This window comes from Zooshikella ganghwensis DSM 15267, from assembly GCF_000428585.1.
Taxonomy (GTDB): Bacteria; Pseudomonadota; Gammaproteobacteria; order Pseudomonadales; family Zooshikellaceae; genus Zooshikella; species Zooshikella ganghwensis.
Map to the genome: position 1 here is coordinate 1 of NZ_AUAF01000018.1, position 16600 is coordinate 16600.

Below are 16600 nucleotides of genomic sequence, written 5' to 3' on the forward strand. Positions count from 1 at the left end.
CGGCCCGCCTTGAAAACAAACAGCCCGGGTTGCCTGTTGGCTGTCTAACTGAACGTCTCAAAGTTGAAGCCCTGATAAAAACCGTACAAGAAATCGTAATGGCGGATGAACCACAAAAAGAGCTGATAGCTTTTACAAAGGCTTTAAAAAAAGTATTACCCGAGCGTAACTCGAAAAAACATTTGGCGGGTTTAGATCTTGGTAGGCAAGAGCCGACGCCTTCATTACAGCACCGAATGGCAGCTTGAATAAATATACAGCTTTGTCAACCTAAAAAAACTTCGGAATCGAGTTAAAGAGATTGGTCAATATAACAACTGAAAGCAAACCTCTCCCTCCTACCCCTTCAAGTTACGGGTTAGATAGTAAGACATGTGAGTTTAAACACCCAAGCCAAACACCTGAACAAACAAGACCGCAACCTTTTCCTGGACAACTTAAGTACTGGGATGTCAATGCTTACATCCATAATATGACAGTTGAAGCCTATTACCCCATTACTGTTGAGCCATTCCATACCTGGCAAAATATTGTTGACTTCAATGGCCGCCGTTATTTATATCAGTACGTACGTCGTGATTTAAAGATCTTTGATATCACTCAGCCTAAACAGGCCAAGTTACTGCACACCAAAGGCAGCACCTGGGGAAAAGAAGGACCAAGCCCTGAAATTAATCCTTTTCCACCAGGACAAATGATAGGTGCTAGTACTATTCAATGGGACTCAGTGCGACAACGCTATATTATGGTCCAAGCTTATGAAGTGCAGCGATTTGGTTTACTCCATGATAAATACCAGGAGCCTGACAAAGTTGAAGCCATCCGCTCTGCCCCACATTTAAAAGGCTTCAGGGTCTATGCGATGCATGGCCCACTACCCCACGAATGGGAGCTATTGGCGACATGTACAACAGATATTACCCATCCTGAAGCCCCCATTGGCAAGCAACAAGGCTCCGGGGTTAGAGATATTCCAAGTTTTTCCGGAAAGCGTTATATGTTTGTTGCTTCAGCGCCTAGTGCTGATTACGCACTCACGGAATACCCCAATGATTTGTACAGCGCAGGCTACCAGTCTTGGGACATGGGTAATCCTGAAAGTCCAGTATTTCTTGATCAACTCACCGTTCCTGGCCAGCAAGTTAATAATCAGTGGCATGAGCATATTTACCAACAAAATCCTCGCGCAGGAAATCGAACCTCCTGGATGGGGGCCCGTATGTCGTTATTTATTCCTTCCTCATCAGATCATCATCAACAATATGGCTACGCAGCAATGGGCGGTCTTGGTTTTTATATTGTTGATATCACCAGTCCAAAACATATGAAAACCGTCGCTCACTTAGCATTTCCTCCAAGTGTCGCAGGCACAGAAGGCGACTTTATCGATATCAGCCAAATTAATCACTCAGGACACGTTTATTACAGTGGTTATCCTCTGAATGAAGATTGCTGGGAACCTTATAAACATATTTATCAGATTGATGTTAGCAACCCTTACCACCCCCAAATAACAGGTACACTACCTCGTCCTCGTCCCCCTAAAACAGCCTTGTTTACTGATTATTGCCAACGCAGAGGCAGCTTTGGCCCAAAACGGACAGGTTCATATACACAACCTGGCATCAGTCGAAAGGGCATTCTTCCCTATAATTTTTATAATGCTGGTTTACAAGTATATGATGTGTCCAATCCTAAAAAACCTTTTATCAGTGCGTATTTCGTCCCTCCCTATGCACCTGAACGAGTACACCCATCAGCCGTGGGCAATCTTTCACATAGTGTGTATGTTGAATATGATCGTAATTTATTTTGGCTATTTACCAATCATGGTTTTTATCTGCTAAGCAGTCCCGTCTTAGGCAAGCCACAGCTTGATGCACCTAAATCTCCCTGGCCAGCTCGAGATTAGTTCATTTTCAATTATCAGTAGGCACCTGCTCCATTTCCTGTGGAGCAGGTATTAAATCATTCGTGATTATATCTTTTGGAAAATACTGACGATAAATTGCTTTTACTTGACCATTTTTCAGCCACAAATAAAGTAGACGATCGTAATTAACGCGCCACTTGGGCAGTAATGGGTGTGCTGAGTGTTTACTAGTAGGGTTATAGTAAGCCTTTGAACTCAATGGTTTGGGTAGATAGCTTATAAGTTGACTTAAACCACTTTGGTGCAGTTCAATCAGCGTAGTCAAAGTATTCATTGGTACAACATCAATTCGATTACGTAATAATTTCTCAATATGTAAAAGATTATTAGTTTCAATATGTAGATTTAATGGTGCAGCCCAAAACGCCTCTGTATAGGACCAGTCTTGTGTAGCACCCACTCGCAATGACTCCAAGTCTTTTAGCGTTTGATAATTAATACGTTCTGCATCCTCACGGCGAATAAAAAAATTCCAGGTGAACTGGCTATAGTATTGCTTGGGGTATACTAAATAAGCCAAACGGTCTGTTTTTTTTGAAAAACTCAGCACAATATCCACATCACCAGACTGAGCCATTTTAATGATACGAGAGCCTACTGGCACTAAGCGAATCGTATAATTAAAGCCCAAGGATTGCATGATTAGCTGAATGATCTCTATATCAATGCCTTTCAGCTCTCCTGCCTCATCGTGATAGCGATAAGGGATCTCTGGAGTTCCTACCACCTTTAGTGGTGGAGCTGAGTCAACACTCAAACTCGCTGTTAAAAAAAGCCAGGCAGCTGTCAACATAATGAACCATTCAAACGCTCATATAAAAAATATTCACTACAACCCTTATCCTAAAGAAAAATCAACTCATTATAACCTTTATGATTATAGCTAAAGATTTTTAGCCACGTTTTAATCAGCGCCTACTTTTCACTCATTTTTATGTAATGACTAAAACCATTGTGTTGCAAAAAGCTAACGTTTATTGATTTCTATTCATCACAACCAACGGTTGATTTAGACGACAAAATATGTATTATTGGCCCCAGTCACCACTCTGGTGACGAAGTTACTCGAGCAATTATCTTAGGCTTAGACTTGATATTAAATGAGTAAAGCGGTACTAGCGAAGAACAGTTATCGCTTTGACTATACTAAGCTCAAGATGTACAGGTACCGTACGTTTAACATACTTAATAACAACAGATTTATTTCTAAATATCACGGATGCTGCACGATGTTAAAATTGGATTGTGCACAACCAACGTATCGCTAAAAAAGCTTATGTAAATGATAGTTAGAAGTAAATTATCTCCTAAAATCCTCTTGTTTAGGACAGGAAGTTCAACATGAAATTACGCCACATTTTACCTATCGCATTACTGTCTATTACCGCAAGTGCTGTTTCTGCAGACCCTATGGATAACTTCACCAAAGACTTTAAACCTCAAGTTTATGGTGCTTATGCTGATTGGTATAAAAAAGATATCACTAACTACTCCTATATTTATACCTACTCTTGTTTTTGTATAGATGCCGGAATTCCTTTCAGAGTTGATGTACTTAACAATGAAGTAAAAAATGTTGTTAACACCAGTACTGGTGCAGTTGTACCAGAAGATAGACGGGGTATGTTTAAAACCATTGATAATTTATTTGCTGAGCTAATGCAAGCCAATGGCAATGCCCACATTATTAATGCCAAATTTGACAAACGCTGGAGCCACCCAAAATCAGTGTATATTGACCGCCACCCTCAAATTGCTGACGAAGAGATTGGCTACACAATATCTAAAATATATCCTATGATGCCATAATCAGTCGGTTTTATTTAGAATAAGATAGCCTACGGCCTTAAAAGCTGACCACATGTCAGTGATAATTTGGCCCTTTGTAGAGAAGCGACATCACTCATTAATATGAAATGTCGCTTTTCCATATCTAAAAATATGCTATACCCAATACGAATGGTTTTTAGGTGCAGCCATCGAGTGACGAAGTCCCATGAGCCTATATTAATAGGTGATTGAGGTGAGGGGTGAAGATAACAAAACCTAGAAATCATTCATGAAGGGTATAAATAGCATTTTAACGCCTATCGCCTTCGATCCCTTACTGTTTATAGTGCTCCAAATATCTATCTGACAAGACTAAAGCCGGATACTGTTTACCACAAGAAACCGCAACCTAGCCTCCAGGGATGCCTTCATACTGCGCTCGACACACCTTGGACCACAGTAATTTGAACGTGTCTTAACGTCACAAATTATTTGTACGATGGCTCTGTTCAATAATCTAACGTTAAGCTAAAAATACTACGGTGAACCTCTAAAAATTCACTTCTTTGACATCACTCGCTACTGACTTAAAACAGTTTTTTTTACACGGCATGTCCCGTACACTATATTTATTACTATTTATACCCAGCCGTGATACATTTAAACGTACTTCTATAAATACAGTCAGTATGCTTTTCAAATGATTAGGATATCATTATGAAGTTAATTCGAGCAGTATTCTTATTTTTAAGTATTATTCCTATACTCGCAGTGGCCAGCTCACCATTTTCGAAAATTACTTTTTTTGGTGACAGCCTTTCAGATACGGGTAATAAACACCAAGTCACAGCAGCCCTGGCCAAAGCCTCAAATCTACGGATAGGGATTCGTGCTAAAGCACCCTACTTTAATGGGCGTTTTTCCAACCATTATGTATGGACTGACTACCTGTGGAGTCATTTCTTTGAAGGTGGCTTATCATCTGCTCGTCAATCCGTACAAGGTACATTAATATTCGATAATGATCTGCACCTGCCTTTTACTATTAACGCCCATGAAGGACAAAACTGGGCTATTGGTGGCGCTCAGGTAGGACCAGGATACTTTAAAGATATAGACGTCACTACTGATGTCGAGCTGCTTGATGGCGCTGTGGTGATGCCAAATATTGGTCAGCAAATAGACGACTGGGCGAAAAAAAATAGTTATTTTAAAAGGGATGAGTTAATCAGTATCCAAGGCGGTACCAATAATTTATGGTTCACCTTATTTGGCGACTTAAATCATAATGGTAAACAAGCAGCAGAGCTTCTGCTGACGCATATTGATAAGTTACATCGTTTAGGTGCAAGACATATTCTAGTCAGCAATATCCCTGCATTAGAATATGCTCCTTTGCTAGCAGAACACCGTGCTAAAGCAGAAAAGTACATTAATAGGTTCAATACCGTTTTAGCCTTGGGTATCAGTGAACGACAGCAAGATAAGCGCTGGCAAGCTGTCAACATTTGCTACTACGATAGTCACACAGCCTTTAAAAAAATAATGGATACTATTGATAAACAGGGTCAATATAACCACCAAGCACTTAATATAACACTCACAAACTACACTGACTCAGCATGGGATTTTACTCAAAATACAATTGTAAACAATCCACAACAATATATATTTTGGGATGGTTTACATCCAACAGATGCCGTACACCATTTAATAGCCAATGATATTATTCAACGGTTATCATCCTTAACTAGACACTAGTCCAGCCCCGGCTTCAACTCATACTTCACAACTCGTTGAAGCCGGGGTTTCACATCGCTTATTAAGTCCGCTACTATGCTCTTGCAAACGTTTATTCCGTTAAAATAACATTTACTCATTATTTTATATTAGAAATTAACGTATTTTTAACGATGACCTTAAGCTAGCACGGAGCAGTAAATGAGCCATAATGACCAATCGCTAAACATTCGCCCTGCCACCAGTGATGACATTCCTACTATTCTTACCTTTATTAAAAATCTCGCTAAATATGAAAAGCTAAGTCATACCGTGGTGGCGACAGAAGACAAGCTCAGGGCTACTCTATTTGGTGAACAGCCTGCCGCAGAGGTAATAATTGCATTTTTAGATGATGAGCCCGCTGGTTTTGCCTTATATTTTTCCAGCTATTCAACATTTTTGGCACAGCCTGGCATGTATTTAGAAGACCTTTATGTCAACGAGTCATTGCGCGGACATAGTATTGGCAAAGCCTTATTACGCCAACTAGCACAAATAGCCAAAGCCAGAAACTATGGTCGACTAGAGTGGTCGGTCTTGAACTGGAATCAACCTGCCATTAACTTTTATGAGTCTATAGGTGCTACACCCCAGGATGAGTGGACTGTTTATCGCCTAACTGGAGACGTCCTGAGTCAACTAGCTGAGAAGTAAAGGATACAAACACAGCGCAGGGAACGCGCTGTTTCACGAGTCATTTTTTTGAACAACGCCCTCCCTCTTTAACCAACAAAAAAATTATATCCCAGCCTAAAGCGTATATACTCAATTTAACAGCTCACTGTTTACCAAGCGATGATTCCTCCATCGCGCGCTTTAAAAAGACTACGTTGTAAGGTCGTTGTAAATGTCTGATGAACCCAAATCATTCTGGGGTAAACTCGCCGTTATCACTGCATTTCTAACGGCCCTGGTCAGTAGCATTACTGTACTCCAACAATGTACATTCAAAGACACAGGCCGTACTAACTTACCACTTAATAACACTAAAGCAGAAGATCCTGTAGATTTTGATGACTATGAGCCAGTTTACCCAACCACGCGGACAACAGGCTCTCCTCCAGTAAATAACAGTGCCTATAATCTTTATTGTTGCGATTTATATGGTAATAAATGGTGTCAAATTGTGATAAATCCTGGCCCTGTTGGCACACCTTGTTTTTGTGCCGGTGTCACAGGTACTGGCTATATTTGTCAGTAAACACCCAATTAAATGAGTCCTAACTGTAACTTCCCCACCTCTGATAATTTGCTGCGGTCCCAAGGGGGATCAAAGACCAAATTGACATGAGCTGCATCGACATGGGGCACCAATTCTACTTGATGTTTCACTTCATCCACCAATACAGGGCCCATGCCACAGGCAGGAGCTGTTAATGTCATATCTATATGCACAACCTGTTGACCCGTTTTACGCTGAATAATATTAACGTTGTAGATAAGTCCAAGGTCTACGATATTCAATTGAATTTCTGGATCATAGCAGTGCCGAAGTACCTCCCAAACATAAGCCTCATTAACTTTTCCATCCTCAAAATGTTCATCATCCGTATTGGGAAAAGACAGTTGAGGTATTTTTTTGCCCAAAGCATCAGCATCTTCCCCGGCTATGCGAAACAGATTACCACGCACCTTTACGGTAAAAGACAGCCCCATACTTTGTACCAACTCAACTTCCGTGCCTTTTTTGAGTCTGACAGCATCACCCGCTGGTACATGGATAGCTTTACAGGCACGTTGCAACTCAATCAAGGGATAGCCTCGACCTGTAGGGAAAGCATTCGATGCCCCTACATTAATGACGTGTGTCGGAATTAAAGAAACAGTAGAAACCTTTTTTGTCATGCTTTACCCCTATTACTCGGTGGTAACCGCTTGCCCATCATTCGCAGACAATGCATGTTCCAGAGCATGCCAAGCCAAGGTGGCACATTTCACCCGCATTGGAAATGCCTTAACACCACCTAGCACCGCCAATCGCCCCATGTCTTCTGCACTCTCACCGGACATAATGAGTTGGTGAAATTTTTTAAATAACGCTAACGCATTATCAACCGATTTCCCCTTAACCTCCTGGGTCATCATGGAAGAAGAAGCCATTGAAATAGCGCAGCCATGCCCCTGAAATGCAATATCCTGAACCACGCCATTTTTCACATCAAGGTATAAGGTAAGTTGATCACCACACAGAGGATTATCGGCTTGCTGCTTATGAGTACAGGGAGAAAGCACACGAAAATTACGAGGCTGACGCCCATGATCCATGATAAGTTCTTGATATAACTGTTTCAGCTCAGGGTTCATTGCCAAAACTCCAGTGCTTGCTCTAAGCCATTGATCAATCGTGCAATATCCTCAGTAGTATTATAAATAGCCACTGAAGCACGCACTGTTGCAGGCACATTAAAAAAATCCATCACAGGCATCGCACAATGATGTCCTGCGCGTACAGCGATTCCAGAGTGATCTAGCAACGTTCCCAAGTCATGAGGATGAATTCCTGCTACGGTAAAGGAGCAAACCGCTGTCTTTTCTTTTGCATTACCAATGATCTTCACACCCGGCACCGCCTTCAGCTGAGCATGGAGCTGATAGAGCAATGTCGCCTCATGCTCCCACAGTGTGTGTTGGCGAAAATGGCTAAACCATTGAAGAGCTGCGCCCAAACCAATCGCTTCTGCAATGGCAGGGGTGCCAGCCTCAAATTTATAAGGTAGATTATTAAACTCAGTATGATCAAAGCTAACCCGCCGAATCATTTCACCACCACCTTGATAAGGCGGAAAGCGATCTAACCACACTTGCTTACCATACAAAATACCAATGCCTGTTGGGCCATACACTTTATGCCCAGAAAATACATAAAAGTCACAATCCAGTGCTTGTACATCAACTGGCGTATGAGCCACTGCTTGCGCACCATCCACTAACACAGGGATACCATGATCATGGGCGATAGCAATCATCTTCGCCACAGGGTTAACTGTGCCTAGCGCATTACTAACATGACTAACGGCTAATAATCGCGTCCGCGAACTCAACAACAATGGAAATGCTTCTAAATCCAGCTCACCTGATGGCAGCATAGGAATAACTTTTAAAACAGACTGAGTTCGTTGACATACCAATTGCCAGGGAACAATGTTAGCGTGATGTTCCATGGCTGAAATCAAAATCTCATCGCCAGGCTGCAAAATACTCTCTGCAATCCCATGAGCAATGAGATTTATAGCTTCCGTTGTACCGCGGACAAAGATCACTTCTTCTCGATTGGCGGCATTAATAAATTGCTGAATGCTATCTCTGGCCGACTCCATAGCCCAGGTTGCACGCTCACTTAAAGCATGTACCCCCCGATGCACATTAGCATTATCACAACGATAGTAGTGATCAAGTGCTTGCAAAACAGCTTCAGGTTTCTGGGTTGTTGCGGCGTTATCCAGATAAACCAGTGGCTGACCATGGACATGTTGATGGAGTGTGGGAAACTGGTGGCGGACTTCATCCGTCAAACAACGCCCATCAGAAACCAAGGCTGATGGACTACTTTGAAACTGCTGTTGAGAAGGCTGCTCAGCCATCATATCGCCTCCATCTGTTCGCTCACTGATGCAAAACTAGGTGTAACCTGTTGTGTAAGCCATTCATATAATGGTTTTGGCAGTGACTGCCAGAGTGTCTGGATGAAAGCTGCCAGCAACAGTTGCCGTGCACTCTCTGATGCAATCCCCCGGCTGCATAAATACTGTAATGCCTGCCTATCAAGCTGACCGACCGTCGCCCCATGAGCACAACGAACAGCATCATGATAGATTTCCAGTTCAGGCTTAGTGTGCATTCGGCTTCCTTGACTCAGTAGCATATTGCGACTGTACATGTTGCCTTCAGCCTGATGAGCTTCAGGTGTCATTAATATTCGGCCATTAAAGACCCCTTTTGACTTTCCTGCCAATAAACCTTTATGTAAACAGTAGCTTTTGGTTTCTTCTGCCAGGTGGCGAAAAACCACACGATGATCATGATGTTGCTGGCCTTGCCCGAGTAGTAGCCCATTCACTGTGGCAGAACTCCCCCGCCCCGCTAAGCGCTGGATAATTTGTAAGCGTGAAGCATTCCCTCCTAACGCAGCAAGCCAACTCTGTATCTGTGCTGAAGTATCCAGATCAACCAGTAGCTGGTGGACATGCTGACATGATGGAGCACACTGATTAAGGTTCACATAAATAACTTCTGCTGAAGGGGCAACATGCAGCTGAGTCAAGCTATTCCACAAACTATCACTTACCGACAAATCAGCCGGAGAAACAGTATGCTCTAACAATGTCAACTGACTGCCAGGTTGCACATGTATACGAACACTCGGCTGATACCAGCCCGCCCTTGCAGCAATATAGGCAATGTGGAGTGTTAGTTGGCTATCCGCAGGAATGCTCAGCTGTAGTGTCTCAGGTGATAATGCAAGGTTAAGTAATGCAAAACCATCACTGTCTTCATCCAATAAATCTTGGGCCGGTATAAACAATGAGGGATCTGATACGTCACCTAATTGCCCGCCAAACAGAGAAGTATTGGTTTGATCACTGTAAAACTGACCATCGATACAATACAACAGTACACTGTTTGCTTGGGGGCTAATCGCTTTATGAATCAAATCAAGGTTGATACTAGCCGACAATTGTTTTATGTCAGCAATAACAGGATTACCGGTTTTTTGAGGCAAAACACTGGTTTTTTTTAGCGCATTATTTAATAGCGGCTCAGTAAAAAACTGCTCAGCACGAGTATACTTCCAAGACTCTTGGTGGCGAGTAGGTAACCCCTGCTGCTGCCACCGCTGCCAAGCACGCTGTCGTATTGGTGAAATACCTTCAGCTGCAGACTGTATGGTTGTATCCCACTGCTGTTGGCAATGCTCAGAAATTGCTTGGCGCATCATACTCATTCACGAAGCCCTCTGTGTCATTAAAGCCTTCATGTTTGGTATATATGGAAGGCGTTAAATTCATACCCTTATTCACAGACACCAGAAACTTATGCGGCAAAAGCCTGAAACCCTTGATTAGCCACTTGGTCTGCAAGCTCAACACCACCAGACTGGACAATACGTCCTGCCAATAAAATATGTACTTGATCAGGTGTTAGATATTCCAGCCAGTGCGGATAGTGGGTAATTAGCAAAAAACCTGTGCCTTGTTGCTGTAAGTGTCGTATACCTTGACCAATAATTTTCAAGGCATCGACATCAAGCCCGGAGTCGATTTCGTCTACGACAGCAATCCTTGGTGATAGCAACAACATCTGTAATAACTCATTTCGCTTTTTTTCTCCGCCAGAGAAGCCATCATTCAACCCTCTGTATAAGAAGTCCTCGGTTAACCCGGATTGCTTTGCAGCCTGTTTGACTTGGGCTAATAATTCAATGGCATCCAATGGCTCCAGATTCTGCACTTGCCGATGTGCATTCACCATGGCCTTGTAAAACTGCAAGTTACTCACCCCCGGAATAGTGACAGGATGCTGAAAAGCAACAAACAAGCCCTGGTGAGCACGTTGCTCTATGGACAGTGGCAATAAATCCAGTCCTCCCAGCCGCAACGAGCCTGACTCGATGGTGTAGCCTGTATCCCCCAGAAGTGCTCGGGTTAAGGTACTTTTGCCGACGCCATTGGGTCCCATTAACACATGGATTTCCCCAGCATTAATCGTTATGTCAATGGCTTCAAGAATGGTTTTGTTGGCCACGCTGACCGCTAATGATTGAATCTCCAGCATTATTTCCCCCTTTTAACCCACACAACCTTCCAGGCTCACTTGCATGAGACGGTTAGCTTCTACCGCAAACTCCATTGGCAATTGCTCAAAAACATCTTTGCAAAAACCATTAACGACTAACGCCACAGCCTGCTCAGGCTCTAACCCTCTTTGCTGCAAGTACAAAAGCTGTTCATCCGCAATTTTTGAAGTTGTTGCTTCGTGTTCTACCGTACCAGAGTATTCACCAGCCTCAATGTAAGGAAAGGTATTTGCAGAACAACCATCACCAATTAATAAGGAGTCACATTGTGTATAGTTGCGGGCACCAGTGGCAGTAGGATTGAGTTTAACAAGGCCGCGATAGGTATTTTGGCTTTTCCCTGCAGAAATACCTTTCGACAAAATCGTGCTTCGGGTATTTTTGCCAACGTGGATCATCTTGGTGCCTGTATCCGCTTGCTGGTAATTTCGCGTCACCGCCACAGAGAAAAATTCACCAATGGCATGATCCCCCCGCAAAATCACACTCGGGTATTTCCAGGTAATGGCTGAGCCTGTTTCAATTTGTGTCCAGCTTATTTTGCTGCGAGTCCCCGCACAAAGCCCCCGTTTGGTCACAAAATTATAAATCCCGCCTCGGCCTTGTTCATCACCAGGGTACCAATTCTGCACTGTGGAGTACTTAATCTCAGCATCATCTAAGGCCACTAGTTCTACCACAGCCGCATGTAACTGGTTTTCATCCCGCATAGGGGCTGTACAGCCTTCGAGATAACTGACGTAACTGCCTTTTTCAGCAATGATCAGTGTTCGCTCAAACTGACCTGTATTAGCCGCATTAATTCTAAAGTAAGTGGATAACTCAAGTGGACAGCGAACCCCTTCAGGTACATAGACAAAGGAGCCATCACTAAATACCGCAGCATTTAATGCCGCATAAAAATTATCACCTGGAGGAACCACACGCCCAAGATAGGCTTTGATTAATTCAGGGTATTGTTGGATTGCTTCTGAAATTGGGCAAAAAATAACACCCGCTTTGGCCAAAGTATCCTTAAAGGTTGTTGCCACAGAGACACTGTCAAATATGGCGTCAACGGCTACCCCTGCGAGCATTTCCTGTTCATATAATGGAATACCCAATTTTTCATACGTTTGCAGTAACTCAGGGTCAACTTCATCAAGACTTTTGGGGCGATCTGCAAGGGATTTGGGTGAGGAGTAATAAACAATACTTTGAAAGTCTATTGGCGTGTGTTGCACTTGTGCCCAAGCAGGCGGTTTCATTTTGCACCAGCGCTGAAACGCTTGTAGTCGCCAATTTAAAATATATTCCGGCTCCTGTTTTTTAGCCGACAATTGCCGGATAACAGTCTCATTCAAACCTGCTGGCAAGGTATCTGTTTCAATATCAGTCACAAACCCTGCACTGTAGCGTTGTTGCAAATGCTGTTGCAAATCTGTATTTGCGGCACACATAGTGACCTTCCTCTATCACTTAAGCCTTCTATCACTTTTAACTCACTTATTAGCAAGCCATTAATTACTCACCAACACTGTGCGTCTTTAAACAATAGTCAACGTAGCAACTCATGCCTATTCAAAAGCATGTTCTTCCCTCAACTACCCTTATCAACCAAATACCATACTAAAATAGTAAACTTTATGTTTACAGCGTAATCCTCTATCAATTTAAAATCAATACTAATTTGGTATAGAATAGTCTATCAGTAAAGCTTTACTCCTACTCAAGGAGGGTGATGCAGACTGTAACTCACTATTGGGGCTGACAGCGTTGTCAGTGATGCTCAGGACAAAGAAGGGTAAAAATATGCTTCGTATCAGCCGCTTAGCCGATTACGCGCTGATTATTGCGCATCATCTACAACAGCAGGCTAACCTTATCAGCCTGGAAGCCATTGCTGATAATACGCAAATTCCACGGGCTACAGTACGAAAGTTATTAAGGTGTCTGGTGCAGCATCAGCTTGTCACCTCAGTTCGAGGTGCTCGAGGTGGCTACCTTCTGGCAAGATCAGGCGATAATATTTCGATTGCGGATGTTATTGAAGCGATTGAAGGTCCTATTGCGTTAACCGAATGCGCTAAAGCCACTGCCCACTGTCAATGTGAGCTATCATCTCATTGCCAATTAAAAAACCCTTGGCAACAGATTAATCAACAGCTGTATTTAACCCTTAAACAGGTAAAACTCACCAGCATCAACAGCTCAGCCACTTCCAGTCAATCGGTAACATTGGAAGCTTCGCAACATACCACGCCTGTAGAGCCTTTGCCAATCAACACTGATTAGTTCATACAAAGGACTCTATTTCTGATAACCACTGATCTGCTTCAGGGGAAAGGTACAATGTGTCTTCCAAATTGGCCGCCCAGTCATATTGCTTAGCAAAATAGCGCGTTAACATGACGGCCATGACCTGAGCAGCAAGGTGCTCACTCCATACCGCAGTCGCAAGACAACGCCAGTGATCTATATTACGAAGTTTGGGATGACTGATCTGCTGCAAGCAAGTTTCACACAGTAAAATACAGTGCTCAATGTCAATTTCAGTCGATACTGGAGGAACTTCAAATACCGTCAGTTTCGTTTTTCGTGCTCCACAAAGTTCACACTGCGCACTGTAACGACGCACTAATTCCCTTGTGAAGTTTTCCAGCTGCTGTTTTCTCAGCACATCCCTTTGGAAACCTTTTGCCATAGTAGTTGATCTATTCTAATGATATCAATGTATGGACCATAGCACTCGGTAACAAGAGATACCACTGTTGCTTTTTGTAAGTTAATTCAACATTAACGACATTTGACGCGCTTTTTACATTCGTTGCTGGTTGCCACTTTATACTGACTTGTGCCTGATGATCATTATGCCATGTACTAATAACCTTGAGAGTATGATATTGCCAAGGCTTTTTTTCCAAGGTTCTTTTGGCTAACCACACGAGTAATGCTTCACCTGACGTAGGCCACTGACAAGGTTTAACGCTTAACTGCCGACAAACACCTTGTTGCTCACGTGACGATGGCCACTGTTGCTGCAACGCACTTAAGGTATCAGGATCAATGTAAGCAGCCGCTTCGGTAAAATCACCTGTGACAGTCGCTTTCACCATGGCCTTTGCTAAACACTCAATGACCTCATTGGTATTATTTGACTGGTAACAAGACAAGGATAAATCAGTGGAAGAAGCAAATATACTGGAACTGAACAAGATCATTAGCCCCCCAAAAAAACTCGATATTTTCAACTGATGCTCCTAACCAAAATACTCCCAGCGTTTGGGAAAGATAGAAAAATCAATTAAATCACATTGCTATTCTGTTCAGGGGTAACTTGTCGCATAGTCAACAATTGATAGCCGCTAATAGGTGACTAGCCAGGGATTTCGCGAAGGGGAATTAAATTATTGGAATCAATGACACGCACACAATTTCGCCCAGCATGTTTTGCTAAATAAAGCGCATTGTCTGCACGTTTTACCATTGTTTCGGGTCGATCACCCGAAATGTAGCCTGTAATACCAAAACTACCCGTACATTGCATAGGGCCATGGTTGAAGTTTTCCAGCGCACGACGTAACTTTTCTGCAAGAAAAGCACACTGCTGAGTACTCGTTTCAGGGCAAATAATTAAAAACTCTTCCCCCCCCCAGCGACCCACGGTATCCACTTTTCGTAAGTTTGCTTTCAACAACCCAGCAATACTAACTAAAACATTATCCCCCATTTGATGACCATACTGATCATTTACTTCTTTAAAATTATCAAGATCTATTAACATAATTGAGCAAGGGTGATTAAAGCGCTCTGCTCTTTGTACTTCTTGATGGTGGATTTCATCGAGCTTCAAGCGGTTATTCAATGAAGTAAGGCGGTCTAAATTGGCGAGTCTTTCCAGCTCACGATTTTTTAAGGCTAATTCGGCATGAGCTTCTGCTAATGAGTTTTGCACCTCTTTGAGTTGACTAATATCGACAGAGATTGAGTATTTTACCACTCTTCCATCATGCCAAATCATCGCACTTTCTTGCAGCTGATACCAACAATCATTGGTGTCATTAAAGTACTCAAAAACAACTACCTTACCATTGGGTTTGCCAGAGCCGTCAACCAGTTCAGGAATCTTACAAAAAAGACAGGGCTGATCCTGCTGGTAAATTTGCTGCCAACATTTTAAACCTGGCTTGTGCTCAACAGCTTGTTTAAATGCATGATTGACATAAACAACCTCGCGGTAATTTGCATCAACCACATAAATTCCAAATGGAATTGCATCAAACAATGCCTCAAAAATACTATCATCCAGCATGGACGAATTTCCGTTATCAAACCTTACTGACTGAACACCATGCACACCTTTTTTAGCACAACAGCAATTTAATTACTCTTCATCATCACTGTCGTTTTTCAGGACTTTTTGAATCACCTCCTGCAGCCGAACTTCTTTTACCGGTTTCAACACATAGCCTTGTGCTCCAGCATCAATCGCCTCAAGTACCATCTGTTCCTGGCCATGGGAGGTTACCATTATAATGTTAGCTTGAGGATAACTGGCCATAATCGCCTTGGTTGCCTCAATACCATCCATATCAGGCATGGTAATATCCATCGTCACTATGTCAGGTTTGACTTTGGGGTAACTTGCTACGGCCACCGCCCCACTTCGACACTGGCTGACTACCTCATAGCCTAATTCTGTCAACATTTTAGTTAGCTTATTGATGGTAATGAGCGAGTCATCCACAACCATCACCCGCAACCCTGTCATATTCACTCCAGATAGTTTAAATATTGATCAAACATATCCTTAGGTCCAACACAGATAATCACTAAATCCCCAAACTGAGTGTGTAAAGAGGTCCGATAGAACCGTGCATGACGATGCTTAACAAGACTTTTACCCCCTGAAAATGCAACTGGGGGAGAAAAATGAACAAGCTCTTTGCTACCGAGAAGTGCAGTACAATTACCAATAATTGTATTCAACAAATCACTCCCCGTTTCTTCCAGATACACTTCTTTCTCTTCAGGGGGAAAGTCAATACCAGACATAAAACAGTCCATCAAGTAATGCAGTAGTGACACATCAAAACTAAATGCAATCATCATGTTGACGGGGCCACCCATACTTAAAATTGAAGTATAGTCACGCAGCGTTAATAGCTGCACATCCTCCAATACAAACTCTGTTCTTTGTACTTCAATAGCAGCTTCATCAACCAGTATCTCTTTCGCTCGATTGGCAATGAGCACCATTACATGGCCTATATCCAATGGCTTTGTCATATAATTACCCTTCGACCTGAAGTTTACACCGTTCACTTCATCTCAAGCATGTA

19 protein-coding genes are annotated in these 16600 nt (G+C 42.7%); 7 read left to right on the forward strand and 12 right to left on the reverse strand.

The window, feature by feature from the left end:
* Both F607_RS34560 and F607_RS28385 read left to right on the forward strand, forming a co-directional pair.
* On the forward strand, window positions 1-248 hold a 248-nt coding region (locus F607_RS34560; RefSeq protein WP_038290350.1), incomplete at its 5' end, for a hypothetical protein.
* 53 nt (window positions 249-301) lie between these two features.
* On the forward strand, window positions 302-1912 hold the full coding sequence (locus tag F607_RS28385) for an LVIVD repeat-containing protein (RefSeq protein WP_084611129.1): 1611 nt from the start codon (window positions 302-304) through the stop codon (window positions 1910-1912).
* A 7-nt stretch (window positions 1913-1919) separates the two neighbouring features.
* Here the strand turns inward: F607_RS28385 and F607_RS28390 are convergent, their stop codons facing one another.
* Entirely contained in the window at window positions 1920-2726 is an 807-nt protein-coding gene (locus F607_RS28390; protein ID WP_051310992.1) for a substrate-binding periplasmic protein, read from the reverse strand.
* A 548-nt stretch (window positions 2727-3274) separates the two neighbouring features.
* On the opposite strand from F607_RS28390, the gene F607_RS0106250 reads away from it, so the two are divergent.
* From F607_RS0106250 to F607_RS0106265, 4 genes are all read left to right on the forward strand, one after another.
* Entirely contained in the window at window positions 3275-3742 is a 468-nt protein-coding gene (locus F607_RS0106250; protein ID WP_027707401.1) for a DUF6174 domain-containing protein, read from the forward strand.
* A gap of 678 nt (window positions 3743-4420) precedes the next feature.
* A complete protein-coding gene (locus tag F607_RS0106255) occupies window positions 4421-5464 on the forward strand; it encodes an SGNH/GDSL hydrolase family protein (protein WP_027707402.1) in 1044 nt (347 codons plus the stop codon).
* Window positions 5465-5644: 180 nt separating this feature from the next.
* The gene (locus F607_RS0106260; RefSeq protein ID WP_027707403.1) at window positions 5645-6139 is read left to right on the forward strand and encodes a GNAT family N-acetyltransferase; all 495 of its coding nucleotides are present in this window, start codon (window positions 5645-5647) and stop codon (window positions 6137-6139) included.
* Between the two features lie 193 nt (window positions 6140-6332).
* Complete coding sequence (locus tag F607_RS0106265) at window positions 6333-6686, forward strand: hypothetical protein (protein WP_027707404.1); 354 nt, start codon at window positions 6333-6335, stop codon at window positions 6684-6686.
* An 8-nt stretch (window positions 6687-6694) separates the two neighbouring features.
* Here the strand turns inward: F607_RS0106265 and sufT are convergent, their stop codons facing one another.
* The 6 genes from sufT to sufB all read right to left on the reverse strand — a co-directional run bounded on the left by sufT (window position 6695) and on the right by sufB (window position 12718).
* On the reverse strand, window positions 6695-7330 hold the full coding sequence (gene sufT / locus F607_RS0106270; protein WP_084611130.1) for a putative Fe-S cluster assembly protein SufT: 636 nt from the start codon (window positions 7328-7330) through the stop codon (window positions 6695-6697).
* A gap of 12 nt (window positions 7331-7342) precedes the next feature.
* Window positions 7343-7789, reverse strand: coding sequence for a Fe-S cluster assembly sulfur transfer protein SufU (gene sufU, locus F607_RS0106275; protein WP_027707406.1), 447 nt, complete (start codon window positions 7787-7789; stop codon window positions 7343-7345).
* Window positions 7786-9069 carry a cysteine desulfurase gene (locus tag F607_RS0106280; protein WP_230400369.1) on the reverse strand — a complete coding sequence of 428 codons (1284 nt, stop codon included), beginning with the start codon at window positions 9067-9069 and terminating at the stop codon, window positions 7786-7788. Before F607_RS0106280 ends, sufU begins: the two co-directional genes overlap by 4 nt.
* Window positions 9066-10427, reverse strand: a complete 1362-nt coding sequence (locus F607_RS0106285) for a SufB/SufD family protein (RefSeq protein WP_027707408.1) — start codon at window positions 10425-10427, stop codon at window positions 9066-9068. Before F607_RS0106285 ends, F607_RS0106280 begins: the two co-directional genes overlap by 4 nt.
* Window positions 10428-10516: 89 nt before the next feature.
* Window positions 10517-11257, reverse strand: a complete 741-nt coding sequence (gene sufC / locus F607_RS0106290) for a Fe-S cluster assembly ATPase SufC (RefSeq protein ID WP_027707409.1) — start codon at window positions 11255-11257, stop codon at window positions 10517-10519.
* A 12-nt stretch (window positions 11258-11269) separates the two neighbouring features.
* Window positions 11270-12718 (reverse strand): Fe-S cluster assembly protein SufB, encoded by a 1449-nt coding sequence (gene sufB / locus F607_RS0106295; RefSeq protein WP_027707410.1) that lies wholly within the window; start codon window positions 12716-12718, stop codon window positions 11270-11272.
* A gap of 352 nt (window positions 12719-13070) precedes the next feature.
* On the opposite strand from sufB, the gene F607_RS0106300 reads away from it, so the two are divergent.
* Window positions 13071-13553 (forward strand): SUF system Fe-S cluster assembly regulator, encoded by a 483-nt coding sequence (locus tag F607_RS0106300; RefSeq protein ID WP_027707411.1) that lies wholly within the window; start codon window positions 13071-13073, stop codon window positions 13551-13553.
* Between the two features lies 1 nt (window position 13554).
* Here the strand turns inward: F607_RS0106300 and F607_RS0106305 are convergent, their stop codons facing one another.
* The 5 genes from F607_RS0106305 to F607_RS0106325 all read right to left on the reverse strand — a co-directional run bounded on the left by F607_RS0106305 (window position 13555) and on the right by F607_RS0106325 (window position 16547).
* Window positions 13555-13962, reverse strand: a complete 408-nt coding sequence (locus F607_RS0106305; RefSeq protein ID WP_027707412.1) for a hypothetical protein — start codon at window positions 13960-13962, stop codon at window positions 13555-13557.
* Window positions 13963-13972: 10 nt separating this feature from the next.
* Window positions 13973-14479 carry a hypothetical protein gene (locus F607_RS0106310; protein WP_027707413.1) on the reverse strand — a complete coding sequence of 169 codons (507 nt, stop codon included), beginning with the start codon at window positions 14477-14479 and terminating at the stop codon, window positions 13973-13975.
* A gap of 155 nt (window positions 14480-14634) precedes the next feature.
* Window positions 14635-15570 carry a sensor domain-containing diguanylate cyclase gene (locus F607_RS28395; RefSeq protein ID WP_084611132.1) on the reverse strand — a complete coding sequence of 312 codons (936 nt, stop codon included), beginning with the start codon at window positions 15568-15570 and terminating at the stop codon, window positions 14635-14637.
* A gap of 72 nt (window positions 15571-15642) precedes the next feature.
* On the reverse strand, window positions 15643-16029 hold the full coding sequence (locus tag F607_RS0106320; protein WP_027707414.1) for a response regulator: 387 nt from the start codon (window positions 16027-16029) through the stop codon (window positions 15643-15645).
* 2 nt (window positions 16030-16031) lie between these two features.
* Complete coding sequence (locus F607_RS0106325) at window positions 16032-16547, reverse strand: chemotaxis protein CheX (RefSeq protein WP_027707415.1); 516 nt, start codon at window positions 16545-16547, stop codon at window positions 16032-16034.
* Window positions 16548-16600 lie beyond the last annotated feature (53 nt).